The organism is Streptomyces sp. H27-C3 (assembly GCF_030063415.1).
GTDB lineage: Bacteria > Actinomycetota > Actinomycetes > Streptomycetales > Streptomycetaceae > Streptomyces.
The window spans coordinates 114,059-137,286 of record NZ_JASITA010000001.1; the positions used below are offsets into that span (position 1 = coordinate 114,059).

1 protein-coding gene is annotated in these 23,228 nt (G+C 72.8%); it reads right to left on the reverse strand.

What is annotated here, in order from left to right; genetic code table 11:
- Positions 1-23,220 carry a type I polyketide synthase gene (locus QMK30_RS00405; protein WP_283515061.1) on the reverse strand — a complete coding sequence of 7,740 codons (23,220 nt, stop codon included), beginning with the start codon at positions 23,218-23,220 and terminating at the stop codon, positions 1-3.
- Positions 23,221-23,228: the final 8 nt, after the last annotated feature.

Genomic DNA, 23,228 nt, shown 5'->3' on the forward strand with positions numbered 1-23,228 from the left:
TCAGGAGATCCCGAATTCCTTGCCGATGAAGTCGAACATTTCGTCGTCCGTGGCGGAATCGAGTTCGTCCGCGACATCTGCCGTATCTGGCGTGGCTCCTGCCGCGTCCGCCTCACCCGTACCGCCGGCCGCGGCCCACTGGGCCAGCAGTTCCTGGAGGCGCGATGTGACGGCGCTGCGGCCATCCGCGTCGGCCGTCGCCGTGAGCTGGAGAGCCGTCTCGATCCGGTCGAGTTCGGCGAGCAGCCCGGTGACGCTCTGCCCGGACGGGGCCGCCTCGGCCTTGAGGTACTCGACCAGTTCGGCCGGGGTCGGGGAGTCGAAGACGAGCGTGGGAGGCAGCCGCAGTCCGGTGTCCTTGCCCAGCCGGTTGCGCAGCTCGACAGCGGTCAGTGAGTCGAATCCGAGGTCGCGGAGCGCCTGGCCGGGCCGTACCGCCCGGGGTGACGCGAGGTCGAGGACCGCGGCGACATGCTCGCACACCAGGTCGAGCAGCAGCTTGCGCTGCTCGACCTCGGTGAGACCGGCCAGCCGGGCCGACAGGTCCTGGTCCGAGGCCCCGGACAGCCCGGCCCCGATGCCGGTTGCCGCTCCTGTCCCCGCTCCCCCGCTCGCGGTCGCCACCGAACGTCGGGCCGGGACACGGACGAGGGAGGTGAGCAGGGTGGGCAGCGAGCCGGCCGCCGCCTGGCCGCGGAGTTCCGCCTGGTTCAGGCGTACCGGAACCACGGAGCTCTGCGGGTGGGCCATCGCGGCGTCGAAGAGACCGAGGGCCTCATCGGTGGCCAGCGGCAGCACACCACTGCGGGCCATACGGCTCCGGTCCGCATCACTCAACTCACCGGTGATTCCGCTGCTTTCGGCCCACAGCCCCCAAGCCAGCGATACGGCGGGCAGCCCGGCCGCGCGGCGCTGCAGGGCGAGGGCGTCCAGGAAGGAGTTGGCGGCGGCGTAGTTGCCCTGACCCGCCGCGCCGAAGACACCGGCGGCGGAGGAGAAGAGGACGAAGGCGGACAGTTCCAAGTCGCGGGTGAGTTCGTCCAGGTGCAGGGCTGCGTCGACCTTCGGCCGGAACACCCGGTCGATCCGCTCCGGGGTGAGGCCGGTGACGATGCCGTCATCGGTCACACCCGCCACGTGCACCACACCGTTCAGCGGGTGCTCGGCGGGGATCACCGCCAGCAGCCGGGCCAGCGCCTCCCGGTCGGCCACGTCGCAGGCGGCCACGGTGACCCGCGCCCCCCGCGCGGCGAGTTCCGCCTCCAGTTCGGCCATGCCCTCGGCCCGGCCGCCGCTGCGGCTGACCAGCAGCAGCTGCCGTACGCCGTGTTCGGTGACCAGGTGCCGCGCGACGTGGCGGCCGAGCAGGCCTGAGGCGCCGGTCACCAGGACCGTGCCGTCGGCCGTGAACGCGGGGCTCACGTCACCCAGGGCGACCGGGCTCTCGGCCCGCGCCAGCCGGGGCACGAGCACCGAACCGCCGCGTACGGCGAACTGGTCCTCGCCCGAGGCCAGCAGTTCGGGCAGTACCCGCACCGAGGCCGCGTCGCGGTCCAGGTCGACGAGGACGAACCGATCGGGGTTCTCCGACTGCGCCGAACGCACCAGGCCCCAGATCGCGGCCTGGACCGGGTCGATCTCCTTGTCCCGGTCCTTGGCGACGACGGCATTGCCGGTCAGGATGACCAGCCGGGCCTCGGCGTCGCGGTCGGCGGCCAGCCACTGCTGGAGCAGCTCCAGCGTCCGGTGCACGGTCCCGTGGACGTGCGCCACCGGGTGGTCGCTGTCCGGGTGGACGTCGACGGCCGCGAGCACGACCGGGGGCAGCTCCGGTTCACCGTTCAGATCCGTACGGAACGCGACGCGCATGCCGGAGTCCTCAAGGGCGGCGCGGAGACCGTCGTCGCCGCCGATGAGGGTCCACTGCTCGTCCGTCCCGCTCATGGGAGCCTCCGCGGTGAGGGGAAGAGCGGTCCAGTCGACTCGGTAGAGCGAGTCGTGCGTGCCGTGGTCCCGGCTCGCCTGGGCGAGTTGCGCCGCCGATACGGGACGCAGAACCAGGGAGTCGACCGAGACCACGGGCCGACCCGCCTCGTCGGTGGCCAGCAGGGCCACCGCGTCGGCGCCGGCCGGGGTGATCCTGACCCGCAGGGCCGTCGCGCCGGTGGCGTGGACCCTCACGCCGCTCCAGGCGAAGGGGATCCGCCCCTGTCCGGCGTCGGGCAGCAGGCCGCCGAGGCCGATCGCGTGCAGCGCGGAGTCGAGCAGGGCCGGGTGGACCCCGAAGCCCCCGACTTCCGTCTCCGCGGGCAGCCGCACTTCGGCGAACACCTCGTCCCCGCGCCGCCACAGGCCGTGCAGGCCTTGGAACACCGGTCCGTAGCCGAAGCCGAGGCCGGCCAGCCGCTCGTACGCTCCGCCGGTTTGCAGGCGTTCCGCTTCGGGAGCGGGCCAGTCGACGAGGTCGTGCCGCTCCGCGCCCAGTCCCTGTGCGTCCACGGACACGACACCGGTCGCGTGGCAGGTCCACGGTTCGACGGCATCGGCGGTCTCGGGGCGGGAGTAGACGTTGACCGTGCGGTGCCCGGTGGCGTCCGGCCCGCCGACGACGACCTGGAGCTGTGCGGCCCCCTGCTCCCGTAGGACGAGCGGGGCCCCGAGCGTCAGCTCGTCCACGCGGTCACTGCCCACCTCATCGGCGGCGCGCAGCGCGAGATCGACCAGGGCGGTGCCGGGCAGCAGAATCGCATCCATCACCGTGTGGTCGGCAAGCCACGGGTGCGTGGCCAACGACAGCCGGCCGGTCAGCAGGGCCCCCTCGCCGTCTGCGAGTGCGACGGCGGCACCCAGCAGGGAGTGCTCGGCCGCCACGAGCCCCACGGACGCCACGTCACCGGCCGGGGAACCTGACTCGAGCCAGTAGCGCCGTCGGTGGAAGGCGTAGGTGGGCAGGTCGACACGCTGGGCGCCGCGCCCGGCGAAGACGGCCGTCCAGTCGACGGCCGTTCCGTGGACGTGGAGCTGGGCGAGGGCGGTGGTGACCGCTACGTCCTCGGCGCGGTCCGCACGCAGGAGGGGAACCGTGACCGCCTGCGCGTCCAGCGAATCCTGGGCCATGGCGGTCAGGACACCGCCCGGGCCGACCTCCAGGAACGTACTCACGCCTTCACCCGCAAGGGAGTTGATGGCGTCCGCGAAACGGACGGCCTCGCGGACATGGCGCACCCAGTAGTCCGCGGAGCAGAACTCCGCCGCCGGCACCAGGCGCCCCGTGAGCGTGGAGACGACCGGCAGCTTCGGGGTTCCGAAGACCACCCCTTCAACGACCTCTCGGAACTCGGCCAGCACCGGGTCCATCAGCGGGGAATGGAACCCGTGGGAGACCGCCAGTGCCTTCGTCTTGCGGCCTTCGCCCGAAAGCCGCTCGACGGCCACCGCGACCGCGTCCTCGGCACCCGAAATGACCACCGACGACGGCCCGTTGACTGCGGCGACGCCCGCACGGTCCTCAAGCCCGGCCAGCAGTTCCAGCACCTCATCCTCCGAGGCCTGCACCGCGACCATCACGCCTCCGACCGGGAGCGCCTGCATCAGCCGGCCACGAGCAGCCACCAACCGCGCCGCGTCTGCCAGCGAGAGCACGCCCGCCACATGAGCCGCCGCGAACTCGCCGACCGAATGCCCCGCCAGGAAGTCCGCCCGTACGCCCCACGACTCGACCAGCCGGAAGAGCGCCACCTCGACGGCGAACAACGCCGGCTGCGCGTAAGCAGTCTGGTTCAGCAGCTCGGCGTCATCACCGAACACCACACTCTTCAGCGGCCGTTCAAGATGCGCGTCCAGCTCAGCACACACCCCGTCGAACGCCTCGGTGAACACCGGGTGGGCCGAGTACAGCTCACGCCCCATCCCCAACCGCTGACTCCCCTGCCCCGAGAACAGGAACGCGGTCCGGTCTCCACCGGCAGCCGCACCAGGCTCCCGTTCGCCTCGTACGACGCCGGCTGCCTGGCGGCCCGTGGCGATCGCCATCAGGCCCTCCAGCAGGTCGTCGCGCTCTGCGGCCACCACCGCCGCGCGCAGCTCCATCGCCGCCCGCGACATGGCGAGCGACCGCCCGATGTCAGCGAGGCCGAGGGCCGGGTGCTCGGTGACATGGGACGCGAGGCGCTGCGCCTGTGCGCGCAGGGACGTCTCGTCCTTGGCGGACAGCACCCACGGGACGACGCCGGGCGCTGAGTCGGGCTCGGCGGCCGGGGCGGGCTCCGCGCTCGGAACGTGCTCCAGCACCACGTGCGCGTTCGTTCCACTGACGCCGAAGGACGATACGCCCGCCCGGCGCGGACGGCCGTGCTCGGCCCAGTCCAGCGGTTCGGTGAGCAGCCGCACCGCGCCGGACGACCAGTCGATGTGCGGCGACGGTTCGTCGGCGTGCAGGGTCCTGGGGAGGACGCCGTGCCGCATCGCCTCGACCATCTTGATCACACCCGCGACACCGGCGGCCGCCTGCGTGTGACCGATGTTGGACTTCAGCGAACCCAGCCACAGCGGCCGGCCTTCCGGCCGCCCCTGACCGTACGTGGCGAGCAGCGCCTGCGCCTCGATCGGGTCGCCCAGCCTCGTACCCGTACCGTGCGCCTCGACCGCGTCCACGTCAGCGGTCGACAGGCCGCCCTGCGCCAGTGCCTGGCGGATCACCCGCTGCTGCGCGGGGCCGTTCGGGGCGGTCAGGCCGTTCGACGCGCCGTCCTGGTTGATCGCCGAACCGCGCACCACCGCCAGCACCTGGTGGCCGTTGCGCCGGGCGTCCGACAAACGCTCCACGAGGAGCATGCCCGCACCTTCGGCCCAGCCCGTGCCGTCGGCCGAGGCCGAGAAGGCCTTGCAGCGGCCGTCGGCGGCGAGCCCGCGCTGGCGGCTGAACTCCACGAACGTGTTCGGGGTCGCCATGACCGTCACACCGCCGACCAGAGCCATCGAGCACTCGCCCTGGCGCAGCGACTGCGCCGCCAAGTGCAGCGCGACCAGGGACGACGAGCAGGCCGTGTCCACGGTCACCGCGGGCCCCTCCAGGCCGAAGGTGTACGCCACCCGGCCCGAGGCGATACTGCCCGCGCTTCCATTGACCAGGTATCCCTCGAATCCCTCGGGCACGACGGACAGGCGGGAGCCGTAGTCGTGGTACATCACGCCGGCGAAGACACCGGTACGGGAACCACGCAGCGCGGCGGGGTCGATCCCGGCCCGCTCGAACGCCTCCCACGAGGTCTCCAGCAGCAAACGCTGCTGCGGATCCATGGCGAGCGCCTCACGCGGCGAGATCCCGAAGAACGCCGCGTCGAACTCCCCCGCGTCGTAAAGGAACCCGCCGTCCTTCGCGTAACTCGTACCCGCATGATCCGGATCCGGGTGATACAGCGAATCCACCGCCCAGCCACGATCAACCGGGAAACCTCCGACAGCATCACCACCCTCGGCGACCAGCCGCCACAAATCCTCCGGAGACCGCACCCCACCCGGATAACGGCAACTCATCCCGACAATCGCGATCGGCTCGTCGGCGGACACGACCGGAGCCGGCGTCTGTTCCGTGGCGCCGGGCACCGTGCCCACCAGTTCGGTCAGCAGATATCGGGTGAGCGCCCCGGGGGTCGGGTGATCGAAGACGAGGGTCGCGGGCAGCCTCAGGCCGGTGGCGGAGTTGAGGGAGTTCCGCAGTTCGACGGCGGTGAGCGAGTCGAAGCCGAGGTCCCTGAACTGCCGGTCCACCGCGACCGATCGCCCGGATGCGTGACCGAGAACCGCCGCTACCTGGGTCCGGACGAGGCCGAGGACGAAGTCGTAGTGCTCGGCCGGCGGCAGTGCGGAGATCCGCGCGGCCACCGAGGACTCCGTCGCCGCCTTGCGAGCGCCTTCGAGTGCACGCCGTACGGAGGTGCGCACCAGTTTCCGCAGCAGCGGGGGCAGTGCTCCGGCGCGGGCCTGCGCCTGGAGCGCGCCGCTGTCCAGCCGGACCGGAACCACCGTGGCGGGGGCGGAGCGGCATGCGGCGTCGAAGAGCGCCAGGCCCTCCTCCACCTCCAGCGCGATCAGCCCGGACCTGCTGATCCTGCGCCGGTCCGCGGCGGCCAGGTCTGCCGTGAGCGCGCTGGTCTCTGCCCACAGGCCCCAGGCGATCGACACCGCGGGCAGTCCCTCGGCCCGCCGGGAGTGGGCGAGGGCGTCGAGGAAGGAGTTCGCGGCCGCGTAGTTGGCCTGCCCGGCGCTGCCGAGGATGCCGGCGGCGGAGGAGAACAGGACGAAGGCGGAGAGATCCGCGTCCCGGGTCAGTTCGTGGAGGTTCAGGGCCGCATCGGCCTTCGGACGGAACACGTGGTCGACGCGCTCCGGCGTGAGCGCGGAGACGATGCCGTCATCGGTCACACCCGCCGCGTGCACCACACCGGTCAGCGGGTGCTCGACCGGAATCGCGGCGAGCAGCTCGGCCAGCGCGGCGCGGTCCGCCACATCGCAGCAGACCGTCTGCACGTCGGCGCCCAGCGCCCGCAGTTCCTCGGCGAACTCCGGCGCGCCCGCGGCGTCTGGGCCCCGGCGGCTCGCGAGCAGCAGGTGCCGTACCCCGTACTCCATGACCAGGTGGCGTGCGACCAAGCGCCCCAGCACACCCGAGGCACCGGTGATCAGCACCGTGCCTTCGGCCGAGAAGGCAGGACGCGGATCCATGTCGCGTGAGACATCCGGCAGTTCGGCCAGGGCCGTGTCGACCACCCGCACCAGACGCGGGACGAGCAGCTCACCGTTTCGGACCGCCACCTGCGGTTCGCCCGAGGCCACCGCGGCCGACAGCTGAGCGACGTCGTCGTTGTCGACGTCCACCAGCACGAACCGGCCCGGGTTCTCCGACTGCGCGGAGCGCACGAGCCCCCATGCCGCGGCCTGCGCCACATCCACGTCGACCCCGGAAGCAGCGGAAGCAGCGGTGCCCGCGGTGGCCGCCACAGCGCCTCGCGTCACAACGACCAAGCGCGAGGCGCCGAACCTGTCCTCCAGCAACCACTCCTGAAGCAGCGTCAACACCCTCTGCGCGACGGCAGCCGACGAATCGTCGCTGCCGCTGAGCGTCGCGGGCACCGAGACGGCCACGGTTTCCGGGACCGGAGTCCCGTCCGGACCCAGGTCCAGCCCCGACAGGCTCGCGCACACCACCACTGCGACGGGCTCTGCCCCCGCTGCCGGCTCACACCGCTCCCAGTCCACTCGGAACAGCGAGTCCCGGGACATCGGCTTTCCGTGCGTACTGCTCGCTTCGGCCAGCTGCTCGGGAGTCACCGCCCGCAGCATCAGTGAGTCGACCGATGCGACCGGTCGACCCAGGCCGTCGGTGATCAGCAGCGACACGGACTCCGGCCCGGACACGGCACGGCTCAGGCGAACCCGCAGCGTCTCGGCGCCGGTTCCGTACACGCTCACGCCGTTCCAGGCGAACGGCAGCCGGCCTTCTTGGCCCGTCGTGAGGAACTCGCCCACGCTCATGGCGTGCAGCGCCGCGTCGAGGAGGGCGGGGTGGACGGCGAACCCGGCGACCGAAGTGCCTTCGGGAAGGGCTACCTCGGCGAACAGCTCGTCGTCCCCTCGCCGCCATACGCCGCGCAGGCCCTGGAACACCGGCCCATATCCGAAGCCGGACTCGGCCAACTGCTCGTAGCAGTCGTGGATGTCGACCGCGTTGGCGTCGGCAGGCGGCCATGCGCCGGAGGTTCCGGGCCTGCCGGGTACGTCGAGAGCCGGCGTCCCCTCGGTGTCGGGAACCAGGAAGCCCGTGGCATGGCGCGTCCACGAGGTCTGCGTACCGGCCTCGTCCGGGGCCTCGGCACGTGAGTAGATCTTCACCGTGCGCCGGCCCGAATCATCGTCGGCGGTGCCGACGACCACCCGCACCTGAACCGCGCCGTGCTCCGGGAGCACCAAGGGTGCGGCGAGGGCGAGTTCGTCGATTCGGCCGCAGCCGAGCTCGTCGCCGGCCCGTACCGCCATCTCCAGGAAGGCGGTGCCCGGCAGCAGCGTCACACCGGAGACGGTGTGGTCCGCCAGCCACGGGTGCGTGGCCAGCGACAGTCGGCCGGTCAGCAGCGATCCCGCGCCGTCGGGCAGCAGGGCTGCCGCCCCGAACAGCGCGTGACCGGCGGCGGTCAGTCCTGCCGCGGCGACATCGCCGGGGGCCGCCGGCGCTTCGAGCCAGTAGTGCTCGTACTGGAAGGCGTACGTGGGCAGGTCGACACGCCGGGCGTCGCACCCGGCGAAGACGGCTGCCCAGTCCACGGAAACCCCATGGACGTGCAGCTGGGCGAGGGCGGTGGTGACGGCTAGGTCTTCGGCGCGGTCAGGGCGCAGGACGGGAACCGTGACCGCCTGTTCGTCCAGGGAGTCCTGAGCCATGGCCGTGAGCACACCGCCCGGGCCGATCTCCAGGAACGTCCTCACGCCTTCGAGCGCCAGGCAGCTGACCGCATCGGCGAAGCGGACGGCCTCGCGGACATGGCGCACCCAGTACTCGGCGGAGCAGAACTCTGCCGCCGGCACAAGACGCCCGGTGAGGGTGGAGACGATCGGCAGTTTCGGGGTTCCAAAGGAGATGCTCTCCACGGCGGCCCGGAATTCGGCCAGCATCGGGTCCATCAGCGGCGAGTGGAACGCGTGCGAGACAGAGAGCGCCTTCGTCTTACGGCCGTCAGCCGACAGCCCTTCGACCACGGCCGCGACCGCGTCCTCCGTGCCCGAAACCACCACCGACGTAGGCCCGTTGACCGCGGCGATACCCGCACGGCCCTCAAGCCCGGCCAGCAGCGCCCGTACCTCTTCCTCCGCGGCCTGGACCGCGACCATCACGCCTCCGACCGGGAGCGCCTGCATCAGCCGGCCACGAGCAGCCACCAACCGCGCCGCGTCTGCCAGCGAGAGCACACCGGCCGCGTGGGCCGCGGCGAACTCGCCGACCGAATGCCCCGCCAGGAAGTCCGCCCGTACGCCCCACGACTCGACCAGCCGGAAGAGCGCCACCTCGACGGCGAACAACGCCGGCTGCGCGTAAGCGGTCTGGTTCAGCAGCTCCGCGTCATCACCGAAGACGACATCCCGCAGCGGACGCTCCACCTGGTCATCCAGCGCGGAACAGACCTCATCGAACGCCTCCGCGAACACCGGGTAGGCCGCGTACAGCTCACGCCCCATCCCCAACCGCTGGCTCCCCTGCCCCGAGAAGAGGAACGCGGTCCGGTTTCCCCCTGCGGGCGCGCCGGCCGACGTCTCACCGCGCAGCAGTGCGGTGGCCGCCGGTCGGCCCGCGGCGATGGCGGCCAGGCCCTCCAGCAGGTCCTCGCGGCTCGTGCCGACGGCCGCGGACCGGAGGTCCAGTGCGGCTCGTGAGGTCGCCAGGGACAGGCCGACATCGGCAAGGCGGATGTCCGGGTGTTCCGTCAGGTGTACGAGCAGGCGTTCGGCCTGCTCACGCAGCGCTGCCGGATTCTTGGCGGACATCGGCCACGCGACCGCCGTGCCGGCCGTCGGTGCGGTCCCCTCATCGTCGTGCCGCTGCTCCGGCTCGTGCGCCGAAGACTGCTCGATGACGACGTGCGCGTTGGTGCCGCTGACGCCGAAGGAGGAGACGCCTGCCCGGCGCGGACGCCCGTACTCGGCCCACTCCACCGGCTCCGTCAGCAGCCGCACCGCACCCGCCGACCAGTCCACATGCGGCGACGGCTCATCCACATGCAGCGTCTTCGGCAGCACACCGTTGCGCATCGCCATCACCATCTTGATCACACCCGCCACACCGGCGGCCGCCTGCGTGTGACCGATGTTGGACTTCAGCGAACCGAGCCACAGCGGCTGGTCCTCCGAGCGGTCCTGCCCGTACGTGGCGAGCAGCGCCTGCGCCTCGATCGGGTCGCCCAGCCTGGTACCGGTGCCGTGCGCCTCCACGACGTCGACGTCACCGGCCGACAGGCCGCCCTGCGCCAGTGCCTGGCGGATCACCCGCTGCTGCGCGGGGCCGTTCGGGGCGGTCAGGCCGTTCGACGCGCCGTCCTGGTTGATCGCCGAACCGCGCACCACCGCCAGCACCTGGTGGCCGTTGCGCCGGGCGTCCGACAAACGCTCCACGAGGAGCATGCCCGCACCTTCGGCCCAGCCCGTGCCGTCGGCCGAGGCCGAGAAGGCCTTGCAGCGGCCGTCGGCGGCGAGCCCGCGCTGGCGGCTGAACTCCACGAAGATGTTCGGGGTCGCCATGACCGTCACACCGCCGACCAGAGCCATCGAGCACTCGCCCTGGCGCAGCGACTGCGCCGCCAAGTGCAGCGCGACCAGGGACGACGAGCAGGCCGTGTCCACGGTCACCGCGGGCCCCTCCAGACCGAAGGTGTACGCCACCCGGCCCGAGGCGATACTGCCCGCGCTTCCATTGACCAGGTATCCCTCGAATCCCTCGGGCACGACGGACAGGCGGGAGCCGTAGTCGTGGTACATCACGCCGGCGAAGACACCGGTACGGGAACCACGCAGCGCGGCGGGGTCGATCCCGGCCCGCTCGAACGCCTCCCACGAGGTCTCCAGCAGCAAACGCTGCTGCGGATCCATGGCGAGCGCCTCACGCGGCGAGATCCCGAAGAACGCCGCGTCGAACTCCCCCGCGTCGTAAAGGAACCCGCCGTCCTTCGCGTAACTCGTACCCGCATGATCCGGATCCGGGTGATACAGCGAATCCACCGCCCAGCCACGATCAACCGGGAAACCTCCGACAGCATCACCACCCTCGGCGACCAGCCGCCACAAATCCTCCGGAGACCGCACCCCACCCGGATAACGGCAACTCATCCCGACAATCGCGATCGGCTCGTCGGCGGACACGACCGGAGCCAGGGCCGCCACGGCGGTCTGCGTCCCACCGGTCCCGCTGCCGAGGATCTCGCCCCGCAGGAAGCGGGTGAGGGCCAGCGGTGTGGGGTGGTCGAAAGCCAGGGTCGCGGGCAGCCGGGTGCCGGTGGCCGCGTTGAGCAGGTTGCGCAGTTCGACGGCGGTGAGCGAGTCGAAGCCGAGGTCCTTGAAGGGCCGCTCCGGTTCGACCTGGTCCGGCGAGGCGTGGCCGAGCACCGTGGCGATCTGGAGACGCACCAGGTCGGTCAGGACGCGGTCCTGCTCCGTCTCGGGCAGACCGTGCAGGCTCCGGGCCAGAGCGGTGGCACGGTCGGCGGCCGCGCCGGTGGCACCGTCGTGCTGGGCGTGGACCTTGCGGACCGGGGCCTTGACGAGTCCGCGCAGCAGTGCGGGCACCGTGCCGCCGGCGGCCTGCGTCCGCAGCCCCGCGTGGTCCAGCGGAACGGGGAACAGGACGTCGCCGTCGGCCGCGCACGCGGCGTCGAACAGGGCGAGGCCCAAGGCGGAGTCCATGGCGACCAGGCCCATCCGGCGGATACGCGCGAGGTCGGCCGAGTCCAGCTTGCTGGTCATCCCGCTGCCCTCGGCCCACAGGCCCCAGGCCATGGACACGGCGGGCAGCCCGGCCGCGCGGCGCTGCTGGGCCAAGGCGTCCAGGAAGGAGTTGGCAGCGGCGTAGCCGGCCTGGCCCGCGCCGCCGAGCGTCGCGGACACCGAGGAGAAGAGCACGAACGCGGTCAGGTCAATGTCCCGCGTGAGTTCGTGCAGATTGAGTGCGGCGTCGACCTTCGGGCGGAGCACGTGGTCGACGCGCTCGGGGGTGAGCGCGGAGACGATGCCGTCGTCGGTCACCCCCGCCGCGTGCACCACGCCGGTCAGCGGGTACTCGGCGGGAATCGTCGCGAGCAGCTCGGCGAGTGCCCCGCGGTCGGCCACGTCGCATGCGGCGGTGACGACCTGGGCGCCGAGTGCGTTCAGTTCGGCCTCGAAGCCGGCCGCGCCTTCGGCGGTGAGTCCTCGACGGCCGGTCAGGAGCAGGTTGCGTACGCCGTGCTCGGTCACGAGGTGGCGGGCGACGAGGCGGCCGAGCGTGCCGGTCGCCCCGGTGACGAGCACGGTCCCTCCGGCCGGGAACGTCTGGCCCTGGCCGTCCTCCGCCTCGCCCGTCGCCCTCGCCAGGCGAGGGCGCAGCAGCGCGCCGCCACGTACCGCGAGCTGCGGTTCGCCCGTGCTCAGGGCGGCGAGAACGGCAGCGCGGCCGAGGTCGCCGTCCGGATCCAGATCGGGTTCCAGATCGAGGAGGACGAAGCGGCCCGGGTTCTCCGACTGCGCCGAGCGGACCATGCCCCAGGCGGCGGCCTGGGCCGGATCGAGCGCTTCGCGTTCACCGGCGTCCGTCGCGACGGCCTGGTGGGTGACGAGCACGAGCGGCGCCGAGTCGGAGCGTTCTTCGGCCAGCCACTGCTGGATCAGCCGGAGCGTCCGGTGACTCGTGGCCCGTACGTCTTCGGCCACCACCTGGCCCGCCTGCGAGCTCCCCCCGGTGGCTGGGCGGACCGTCGCCACGTCGTAGTCGGGCACGGGTCCATCCGCCGGCAGCTCGGCCGGGGTCCAGTCGAGGCGGAAGAGGGAGTCGTTGCGGGGCTTCGCCGCCAGGCGCAGCTGGTCGGCGGAGACCGGGCGCAGGACGAGCGCGCCGACCGACGCGAGGGGCTGCCCCGATCCGTCGGCGACGAGTACCGAGACGGCGTCGGTCCCGGCCGGGGTGAGCTTGATCCGTACGGCGGCGGCGCCGGCGGCCCGCAGGTTCACCTCGCTCCAGGAGAAGGGCAGCAGGCCCTGGCCGGTCTCGGATCCGGAGAGCAGGCCGAGCCACGAGGCGTGGAGCGCCGCGTCGAGAAGGGCCGGGTGCAGTCCGTACGCGCCCGCGTCGGACGCCGACTCCGCGGGGAGGGCCGCGGCGGCGTACAGGGAGTCGCCCTGGCGCCAGGCCTCCTTCAGACCGCGGAAGACGGGCCCGTAGCCGAAGCCGAGGTCGTGGAGCAGGTCGTAGAGGCCGTCGGTGCCGACCGGTGTGGCGCCTTGCGGAGGCCACGCGGTGAGTTCGGACGATGCGGCAGTCGGCGGCTCGGCGGACAGCGTGCCGCCGGCGTGGCGCGTCCAGTCCTGCGCCGCGGAAGCGTCCTCCGGGCGGGAGTACAGCGCCAGGGTGCAGCGCCCGGACACGTCCCGCGCCCCGACCGTGAGGCGGAGCTGGACCCCGCCGTGCTCGGGCAGGACGAGCGGGGCCTCCAGGGTCAGGTCCTCGATCTGCTCGCAGCCGGCTTCCTGCCCGGCCCGCAGCGCCAGCTCCACGAAGGCGGTGCCCGGGACGAGTACGACTCCGGACACCGAGTGGTCCGCGATCCAGGGATGCGTGGCGAGCGACAGCCGGCCCGTCAGCACGATGGCGCCGTCCGGGAGCACAACGGTGGCACCCAGCATGGGATGTTCGGTATCGGCGACACCGATCGCGGTGACGTCGGCGGTCGCCGGGGCGTTCAGCCAGTAGTGCTCGCGCTGGAAGGCGTAGGTGGGCAGGTCGACGCGTCGTGCGCCGCGCCCGGCGAAGACGGCCGTCCACTCGACGGCCGTGCCGTGGACGTGGAGCTGGGCGAGGGCGGTGGTGACCGCTACGTCCTCGGCGCGGTCGGCCCGCAGGAGAGGAACCGTGACCGCCTGCGCGTCCAGCGAATCCTGGGCCATGGCGGTCAGGACACCGCCCGGGCCGACCTCCAGGAAGGTACCGACACCCTCTGCGGCGAGGGAGTTGACCGCGTCCGCGAAGCGGACCGCCTCACGGACGTGACGCACCCAGTAGTCCGCGGAGCAGAACTCTGCCGCCGACACCAGACGACCGGTGAGGGTGGAGACGATCGGCAGCCTCGGGGCTTCGAAGGAAGCACTCTCCACGACGGCCCGGAAATCGGCCAGCATCGCGTCCATGAGAGGCGAGTGGAACGCGTGGGAGACGGACAGAGCCTTGGTCTTACGGCCGTCAGCCGACAGCTTCTCCACCACCGCCGCCACCGCGTCCTTGGCACCCGAAACCACCACCGATGACGGCCCGTTGACTGCGGCGATGCCCGCACGGTCTTCGAGTCCGGCCAGTAGCGCCCGTACCTCGTCCTCCGAGGCCTGGACCGCGACCATCACTCCCCCACCAGGGAGCGCCTGCATCAGCCGGCCACGCGCAGCCACCAGAGCCGCCGCATCTTCCAGCGAGAGCACGCCCGCCACATGAGCCGCCGCGAACTCACCCACCGAATGACCCGCCAGGAAGTCCGGCCGCACACCCCACGACTCCACCAACCGGAACAACGCCACCTCAACCGCGAACAACGCCGGCTGCGCATACCCCGTCTGGTTCAACAGCTCCGCGTCCTCACCGAAGACGACATCCCGCAACGGACGCTCCAGATACCCGTCCACATGCGCACACACCGCATCAAACACATCCGCGAACACCGGGAACGACGCATACAGCTCACGCCCCATCCCCAACCGCTGACTCCCCTGCCCCGAGAACAAGAACGCGGTCCGGTTGGCGTCGTTCCCGCCACCGGCGTCGGTACCGCCTGTGACGACCTGGGACGCCACACCCGCGGGATCCTCGTCGGCGAGGGCCGCCAGGCCGCGGAGCAGTTCGTCACGGTCGGTGCCGACGATGGCGGCGCGTCGCTGAAGGGCCGCCCTGCCGGTGGCGAGTGAGAGTCCGATGTCGGCCGGGGTGGCTTCCTCGTTGTCGGCCAGGTACGTGCGCAAGCGCCGGGCCTGCGCGCGCAGGGCGGTGGCGGTCTTCGCGGAGAGCAGCCAGGGGACGGCCGCGATCGGCGACTCCGGGGCTTCCGGGGCGTCGGCGGTCGTCTCGGACGCCGGCTCGGGGGCCTGCTCGACGATGACGTGGGCGTTGGTGCCGCTCACGCCGAACGCCGAGACGGCGCCCCGGCGGGTGTGTTCGCGGTCGCCGGGCCACGCCACGGGCCGGTCCAGAAGTTCGACCTGGCCCGTCGTCCAGTCGACGTGCGGGGTCGGCGCGTCCACGTGCAGGGTCTTGGGGAGTTCCCCGTGCCGGAGGGCCATCACCATCTTGATGACGCCCGCGACACCGGCCGCGGCCTGCGTGTGGCCGATGTTGGACTTGAGCGAGCCGAGCCACAGCGGCCGGCCTTCCGGCCGGTCCTGCCCGTACGTCGCCAGCAGCGCCTGCGCCTCGATCGGGTCACCCAGCTTCGTACCGGTGCCGTGTGCCTCGACCGCGTCGACGTCGGTGGCCGCCAGGCCGGCGTTGGCCAGTGCCTGGCGGATGACGCGCTGCTGCGCCGGACCGTTCGGAGCGGTCAGGCCGTTCGACGCACCGTCCTGGTTGATCGCCGAGCCCCGTACGACAGCCAGCACCTGGTGGCCGTTGCGGCGGGCGTCGGAGAGCCGTTCCAGGAGCAGCATGCCGGTGCCTTCGCCCCAGCCCGTGCCGTCCGCGGCCGCGGCGAACGCCTTGCAGCGGCCGTCGGCGGCGAGCCCGCGCTGGCGGCTGAACTCGACGAAGATCCCGGGGGTGGACATGATGGTTACACCGCCCGCGAGCGCCAGTTCGCATTCGCCCTGGCGCAGTGACTGGACGGCCAGGTGGAGGGCGACCAGGGACGACGAGCATGCCGTGTCGACCGTCAGCGCCGGCCCTTCCAGGCCGAAGGTGTAGGCGAGGCGGCCGGATACGACACTGGCGGCCCGGCCTGTGAGCAGGTACCCCTCGACGCCTTCGGGGGCCCGGCGCAGGCCCGAGGCGTAGTCCTGTCCGTTGGAGCCGATGAACACTCCGGACTGGGTGCCCTTGAGGGTGGCGGGGTCGATGCCCGCGCGTTCGAAGGCCTCCCAGGTGACTTCGAGCAGCAGCCGCTGCTGCGGGTCCATGGCGAGGGCCTCGCGCGGGGAGATCCCGAAGAAGCCCGCGTCGAAGTCGCCGGCCTCGTAAAGGAAACCGCCTTCGCGCGAGTAGGTGGTACCGGAGTGTTCCGGGTCGGGGTGGTAGAGGGTGTCGAGTTCCCAGCCGCGGTTCCCGGGGAAGCCGGAGAGGGCGTCCCTGCCCTCCGTGAGGAGCTGCCACAGGTCTTCGGGGGAGGTCACTCCGCCCGGGAGGCGGCAGCTCATGGCGACGATGGCGATGGGTTCGTCGTCGGCGGGCTGGGCGGCCGTCGTGGCCGAGGGGGCGGCCTGCGGGCTCCCGGAGATCTCGGCGTGGAGGTAGCCGGCGAGTTCCGTGGGGTTGGGGTAGTCGAAGACGACGGTGGTGGGCAGGCGCATCCCGGTGGCACCGGCCAGGCGGTTGCGCAGCTCGATGGCGGTGAGGGAGTCGAATCCGGTGTCGCGGAAGGCGCGTTGGGGCTTGATGGCGTCGGTGCCCGCGTGCCCGAGCACGGTGGCGGCCTGGGTGCGGACGAGTTCGACGAAGGCCCGGAGCTGGTCGGTCTCGGACAGTCCGGCCAGCCGCTGGGCGAGCGCGGGGCCGCCGGCGGCGGCCGCGGCGGGTGGGGCGGCGGCGGCGAGGATGCGCTGTGCCTCGGGAAGGCGGCGCAGCAGCGGGTAGTCACCGCTGATCGCGAACGCCTGGACGAAGCGGTCCCAGTCGATGTCGGCGAGTACGACGGCCGTGTCGTTGTGTTCCATGGCCCGGCGCAGTGCCGCGATGCCGAGGTCGGCGGGCATGGGGAGGATGCCGCGCCGGGTGAGGTGCTGTTCGGCCAGGTCGCCCATCATGCGGCCACTGCCCCAGGAACCCCAGGCGATGGCGGTGGCGGGGAGTCCCCGGGCGCGGCGCTGGTGGGCGAGGGCGTCGAGGAAGGCGTTGCCCGCGGCGTAGCCGCCCTGGCCGCCGTTGCCGACGACACCGGCGATGGAGGAGAACAGTACGAAGAAGTCCAGGTCGTACCCGGCGGTGAGCTCGTGCAGGTTGTGCGCGGCGTCGACCTTGGGGCGCAGTACGTGTGCGAGGCGTTCAGTGGTCATGGCGTCGAGGACGCCGTCGTCGAGGACGCCTGCGGCGTGGATGACGCCCGTGAGGGGGTGCTCGTCGGGCAGCGAGGCCAGGAGCCGGCTCAGGTCGTCGCGGTCGGTGACGTCGCAGGCCGCGATGGTGGCGCGGCTGCCGAGGGCGGTGAGTTCGTCGCGGAGTTCGGCGGCGCCCTGGGCGGCGAGGCCGCTGCGACTGGTGAGGACGAGGTGTCCGGCTCCGGACCGGGCGAGCCAGCGGGCTACGTGGGCGCCGAGGGTGCCGGTGCCGCCGGTGATCAGGACGGTGCCGTGCGGGTGTGCGAGGGCGTACTCGGAGGCGGGGGCGGTCGTGTTCGTGTTCGTGTCCGCCCGTACGAGGCGCCTGGCGAGGGTGCCGGTGGCGCGCACGGCGACCTCGTCCTCACCGTCGGGGTCGGCGAGGATCGTGGTGAGGAGGTCGAGGGCGCGCTCGTCCAGGGTTTCGGGCAGGTCTACGAGGCCACCCCAGCGCTGGGGGTACTCGGCGCTGACGACCAGGCCGAGGCCCCACAGCTGGGCCTGCTCGGGGTGGCGCGGCGGGTCGGCGGGTCCGGTGGCGACGGCGCCGGAGGTGGCGCACCACAGGGGTGCGCCGATGCCGGTGTCGCCGAGGGCCTGGACGAGGGCGAGCGTGCCTGCGAGGCCGGCCAGGACCCGGTGTCCGGGCAGGCTGTCCGCGTTCCCGGCACTTTCGGTGCTGTCGGCGTTCCCAGTTTTCCCGGCGTTCTCGGTGAGCAGCGAGAACACTCCGGTGACCGCGTCGGTTTCCAGCTCGGCCTGGCCCAGTCGGTCGGTCAGGAGCCGGGCCACGGTCTGCCGGTCGCTGCCGGTGGCCGGGTCGAAGGTGATCCGTTCGACCCGGACGCCGCGCGCGGTGAGCGCGTCATGGACCGCGGTGGCCACGGCGCCTTCGCCGTGGGCGGTGGCGGTGTCGGTGACCAGCAGCCAGGTGCCCGTCAGCGGGGACCGGCTGCCGCGCTGGGCCTGGGTGGCGGTGGGCGTCCAGGTCACTCGGTAGCGCCAGTTGTCGATCAGCGCGCTCTCGGTGGACCGGCGCCTCCAGTGGGCGAGCCGGGTGACCATGCTGTCGAGGGAGGCGTCGGGGGCCAGGTCCAGCGAGCTGGTCAGGGCCTGTACGTCGGCGTTCTCGACGGCTGCCCAGAAGCGGGCCTCTTCGTCGCTGTAGGCACCGGTGGTGCCGGCGGCGAGCGCGGCCGGTGCGGCGGCGTCGAGCCAGAAGCGGCGCCGCTGGAACGGGTAGGTGGGCAGGGCAACGGCACGGGGGCGCTGCCCGGAGAACACGGCGGACCAGTCGGCGGGCACGCCGCGGACGTACGCGTCGCCGAGCGAGGTGAGGAAGCGGGCGGAGCCACCGTCGCCACGGCGCAGCGAGGGCACGACGTCAGCGGTGGTGCCCGCCGCCTCGGCCGTCTCCTGGAGGCCGATGGCGAGTACCGGGTGTGGGCTGCACTCGATGAAGACCTGGTGGCCGTCTTCCATCAGCCGGCGGGCGGCGGGCTCGAACCGCACGGTGGTGCGGAGGTTGGTGTACCAGTAGGAGGCGTCGAGGTCGGCGGAGCCGGTGATCTCGCCGGTGACGGTGGAGTAGAACGGCACCTGCGGGACCTGCGGGGTGATGCCGGCGAGGGCCTCGGCGAGTTCGCTCTCGATGGCCTCGACGTGGGCGGAGTGCGAGGCGTAGTCGACGGGGACCCGCTTGGCCCGGACACCGTCGGCGGTGCAGGCCGCGAGCAGTTCGTCGAGGGCGCCCGCGTCACCGGAGACGACGATGGAGCGAGGTCCGTTGATCGCGGCGATGCCGAGCCGGTCGCCCCACTGCTCCAGGCGTCGGGTGACGTCGGTGAGGGGCTCGGGCACGGACATCATGCCGCCGAGTCCCGCGAGCCTGCCGAGCAGGCGGCTGCGCAGAGCGACGACGCGGGCCGCGTCGTCGAGGCTGAGGGCACCGGACACCGCCGCGGCGGCGATCTCGCCTTGGGAGTGGCCGATGACGGCCGAGGGCTGAACGCCGAAGGAGCGCCACAGCTCGGCGAGCGAGACCATGACGGCCCACAGCGCGGGCTGCACGACATCGTCGGCGCTGTCGAGGGCGGGTGCGCCGGGTGCCCCGCGCAGAACGGCTTCCAGGGACCAGTCCACGTACGGGGCCAGGGCCTCGCCGCAGGCACGCAGCCGCTCGCGGAAGACCGCGGAGCTGTCGAGGAGTTCGACGGCCATGCCGGCCCACTGGGAGCCCTGGCCGGGGAAGACGAACGCCACGCGGCGCCCGTCGGCGGCGGCGCCCTGGGCGGTGCGGGGCGTCGAGCCGCCGTTCGCCAGTGCGCGCAGGCCTTCGGTCAGTTCCGCCTCGGTGGTGCCGACGACGACGGCGCGGTGCTCGAAGGCCGCGCGGGTGGTGGCGAGCGAGTGCCCGATGTCGGCGGGGCGTGCGCCGTGGTGGGTCTCGGTGTGCGCGAGGAGAGCGCGGGCCTGGGCGGCGAGCGCCTCGGGGGTGCGGGCCGACAGCAGCCAAGGCACGGCCGGTGCGTCAGCGGCGGTCCCGGCCGCGGTGGTCCCGGCCGCGGTGGTCCCGGCCGCGGTGGTCCCGGCAGGGGCCTGTTCGAGGATGGTGTGCGCGTTGGTGCCGCTGATCCCGAACGAGGACACGCCGGAGCGGCGCAGACGGCCCGTCTCGGGCCAGTCGGCGGCGTCACCGAGCAGCCGCACCTGTCCTCCGGCCCAGTCGATGTGAGGCGAGGGCACATCGGCGTGCAGGGTCTTGGGGAGGACGCCGTGCTGGAGGGCCAGCACCATCTTGATCACACCCGCGATGCCCGCGGCGGCCTGGGTGTGGCCGATGTTGGACTTCAGCGAGCCGAGCCACAGCGGCCGGTCGACAGGCCGGTCCTGGCCGTACGTCGCCAGCAGCGCCTGCGCCTCGATCGGGTCACCCAGCTTCGTACCGGTGCCGTGCGCCTCCACCGCGTCGACGTCGGTGGCCGCCAGGCCCGCGTTCGCGAGCGCCTGGCGGATGACCCGCTGCTGGGCGGGACCGCTGGGCGCGGTGAGCCCGTTTGACGCGCCATCCTGGTTGATGGCGGAGCCCCGTACGACGGCCAGCACCTTGTGGCCGTTGCGGCGGGCGTCGGAGAGACGCTCCAGCAGGACCATGCCGACACCTTCCGCGAGGCCGAATCCGTCGGCCTCGGCGGAGAACGCCTTGGAGCGGCCGTCCGGGGCCAGCGCGCGCTGTGTGCTGAACTCGATGAACGAGCCGGCCGACGGCAGGACGGTGACGCCGCCCGCCAAGGCCAGAGAGCACTCGCCGGTGCGCAGCGACTGGGCAGCCAGGTGCAGGGCGACCAGCGACGACGAACAGGCGGTGTCGACGGTAACGGCGGGGCCCTCGAACCCGAAGGTGTAGGCGAGGCGGCCGGAGGCGACGCTGGCGGTGTTGCCGGTCAGCAGGTAGCCGCTGACGTCCTCGGAGGCTTCGTAGAGCCGGGGGCCGTAGTCCTGGGTCATGGCGCCGACGAAGGTTCCGGTGCGGGTACCGCGCAGCGTGCCGGGGTCGATGCCCGCGCGCTCCAGCACCTCCCAGCCGGTCTCCAGGAGCAGCCGCTGCTGCGGATCCATGGCGAGGGCCTCGCGCGGGGAGATCCCGAAGAACTCCGGGTCGAAGTCGCCGGCATCGCGCAGCAGTCCGGCTTCGCGCTGGTAGTACCGGCCGGGGCGGCCCGGCTCCGGGTCGTAGAGGCCCTCGACGTCCCAGCCCCGGTCGCCGGGCAGGGCGGACACGGCGTCCCCGCCTTCGGTGAGCAGCTGCCACAGGGCCTCGGGCGTGTCGATCCCGCCGGGCAGGCGGCAGCTCATGGCCACGATGGCGACGGGTTCGTCCCAGGCGGCCGTGCTGGTGTCGTCGTCGGCCTCTTCGTGGGTGCCGAGCGCTTCGGCGAGAATGCGGCCGGTCAGCGAATCCGGGGTGGGGTGGTCGAAGACGACGGTGTGCGGCAGGGTCAGGCCGGTGGCCTCGTTCAGGCGGTTGCGCAGTTCGATGGCGGTGACGGAGTCCAGGCCCAGGTCCCGGAAGGCCTGTCCGGCGGCGATCGCCGCCGGGTCGGGCAGGCTGAGCAGGGCGGCGGTGACGGAGCGGACGAGTGCGCCGACAGCGCGCCCGCGTTCGGCCTCGGGCAGGGTTGACAGCCGGTGGCGCAAGGCCGGTTCGTCAGCGGTCGCGCCGGTCCCGGCATCGGGCCGCTGGAACGGGTAGGGGGGCAGCCGGAGTCGCCCGGCCGGGGTGCCGGGGAAGGCCGCGGCCCAGTCGATGTCCACGCCCTGCACGTAGGCCTCGGCGAGTGAGGTACGCAGGCGGCGCGGGCCGCCCTGGTCGCGGTGGAGGGTGCTGACGGCGACGGCGCGGCGTCCGGCGGAAGAGGCGGTCTCCTGTATCGCGGCGGTGAGCGACGGGTGGGGATTGACCTCGATGAGGGCTTCGTAGCCGTCGGCGAGCAGCGCGTGCGTGGTCTGCTCGAACCGTACCGGGCGGCGCAGGGTCTCGAACCAGAAGGCGGCGTCCAGGGTGCGGCCGTCGACGATGCCACCGGTGGCCGAGGAGTAGAGCGGGGTGTGGGTGGCGCGCGGGGCGACAGCGGCCAGTTCGGACAGCATCCGGTCTCGGATGTCGTCGACGTGCGCCGAGTGGGCGGCGGCGCCGACGGCCACACGGCGGCAGCGGATTCCCTCCGCCTCCAGCTCGGCGCGCAGTTCGTGTACGGCGTCGGTGTCGCCGGAGACGACGACGGACTCGGGGCCGTTGTACGCGGCGATGCCGAGCCCGCCGTCCCAGGGCCGCAGCCGGTCGGCCATCCGGTGGCCGGGCAGGGACACCGCGAGCATGTCGCCCCCGCGTGCGCCGAGTTCGGCCAGGCCGTCGCCCCAGGAGGTGATGACCCGGGCGGCGTCCTCCAGGGTGAGCGCGCCGGACAGGTGGGCGGCCGCCATCTCCCCGATGCTGTGGCCCGCGAACGCGCCGGGCCTGGCCCCGTAGGACAGCCAGGTCTCGGCGAGCGCGATCTGAATGCCGAAGGTGGCGGGGATGCTGACGTCCGGGGTGTCGAGGCCCGGGGCGCCGGGGGCACCGCGCAGCACCTCGGTGAGCAGCCAGCCGGTGAACGGCTGCAGGGCGTCCTGACACGTGTGGATGGCGGCGCGGAACTGTGGTGAGGAGTCGAGGAGTTCGACGGCCATACCGGGCCATTGCGAGCCGATGCCGGGGAAGACGAACGCGGCCGGGCGGGCGGCGGCGGTGCCGCGGACGGCATCGGCGGCGAAGCCGCCGTGTGCCACGGTGGCCAGCGCGTCGAGGAGCTGCGCACGGCTGTCGCCGAGGAGGACGGCGCGGTGCGAGAAGCGGTGGCGGGTGGTGGCGAGGGCCCGTCCCACGGCGGCGGGGTCGAGGTCGGGGTGTGCGGTGAGGTGGTCGTGCAAGCGCTGGGCCTGGGCCCGCAGGGCCCCGGGTCCGGCGGCGGAGAGGATCCAGGGCAGCGGGTGCTCGATGCCGGTGTCGTCCTGACCGGGTTGGTCCGTGCCGGTGGCCGTCGTGACGTCCCCGGGGGCGGTGAGCTGCCCGTCGGCGGTGAGTACGGCGTGTACGCGGTCGCCGTCGGCCAGGGCCCGTGCGAGGGGCTTGAGCAGGACGGCGCCGTAGCCGCCGGGCACGGTTGCTTCCGGCGCGGTGTCCTCGGCGCCCGGGAGCCGCAGGTCCGGGCCGGCTGCCAGGGCCAGGGTGCTCTCGCCACGGTGGAGGCTGTCGTGGGCCGCCCGCAGCGCGTGCGCGCCGGACGGGACGCGGCGGACGACCGGGGCGGAGCCGGGGGCCGGTCGCAGGACGGCGCTCACGGCGGCGGCCGCCGCGCCGTCCTGCGGGAGTTCCGCGCCCTCGGGTACGGCGAGGAAGGCGCCGGTCCGCAGTCCCGGCATCGCCGCCAGGACGACGCCGGCATCCTCCAGCGCCTGCCACCACACCTCCGCCGCGGAAGGCCCGTACGGCAGCGCGCCGGTCCAGCCGCGGGCCGACGGGGCTCCGGGGGAATCCGCGAGGAATTCCGCGTCGAACACCTGGGACACCTCGGTGCCGCCCGGCGGGCGGTGCGCTGACCCGATCGCCACGATCACGTCGTGTGTGCTGGTCCCGGATTCGTCCGGCATCGAAACAGACTCGCGCATAATGTGCT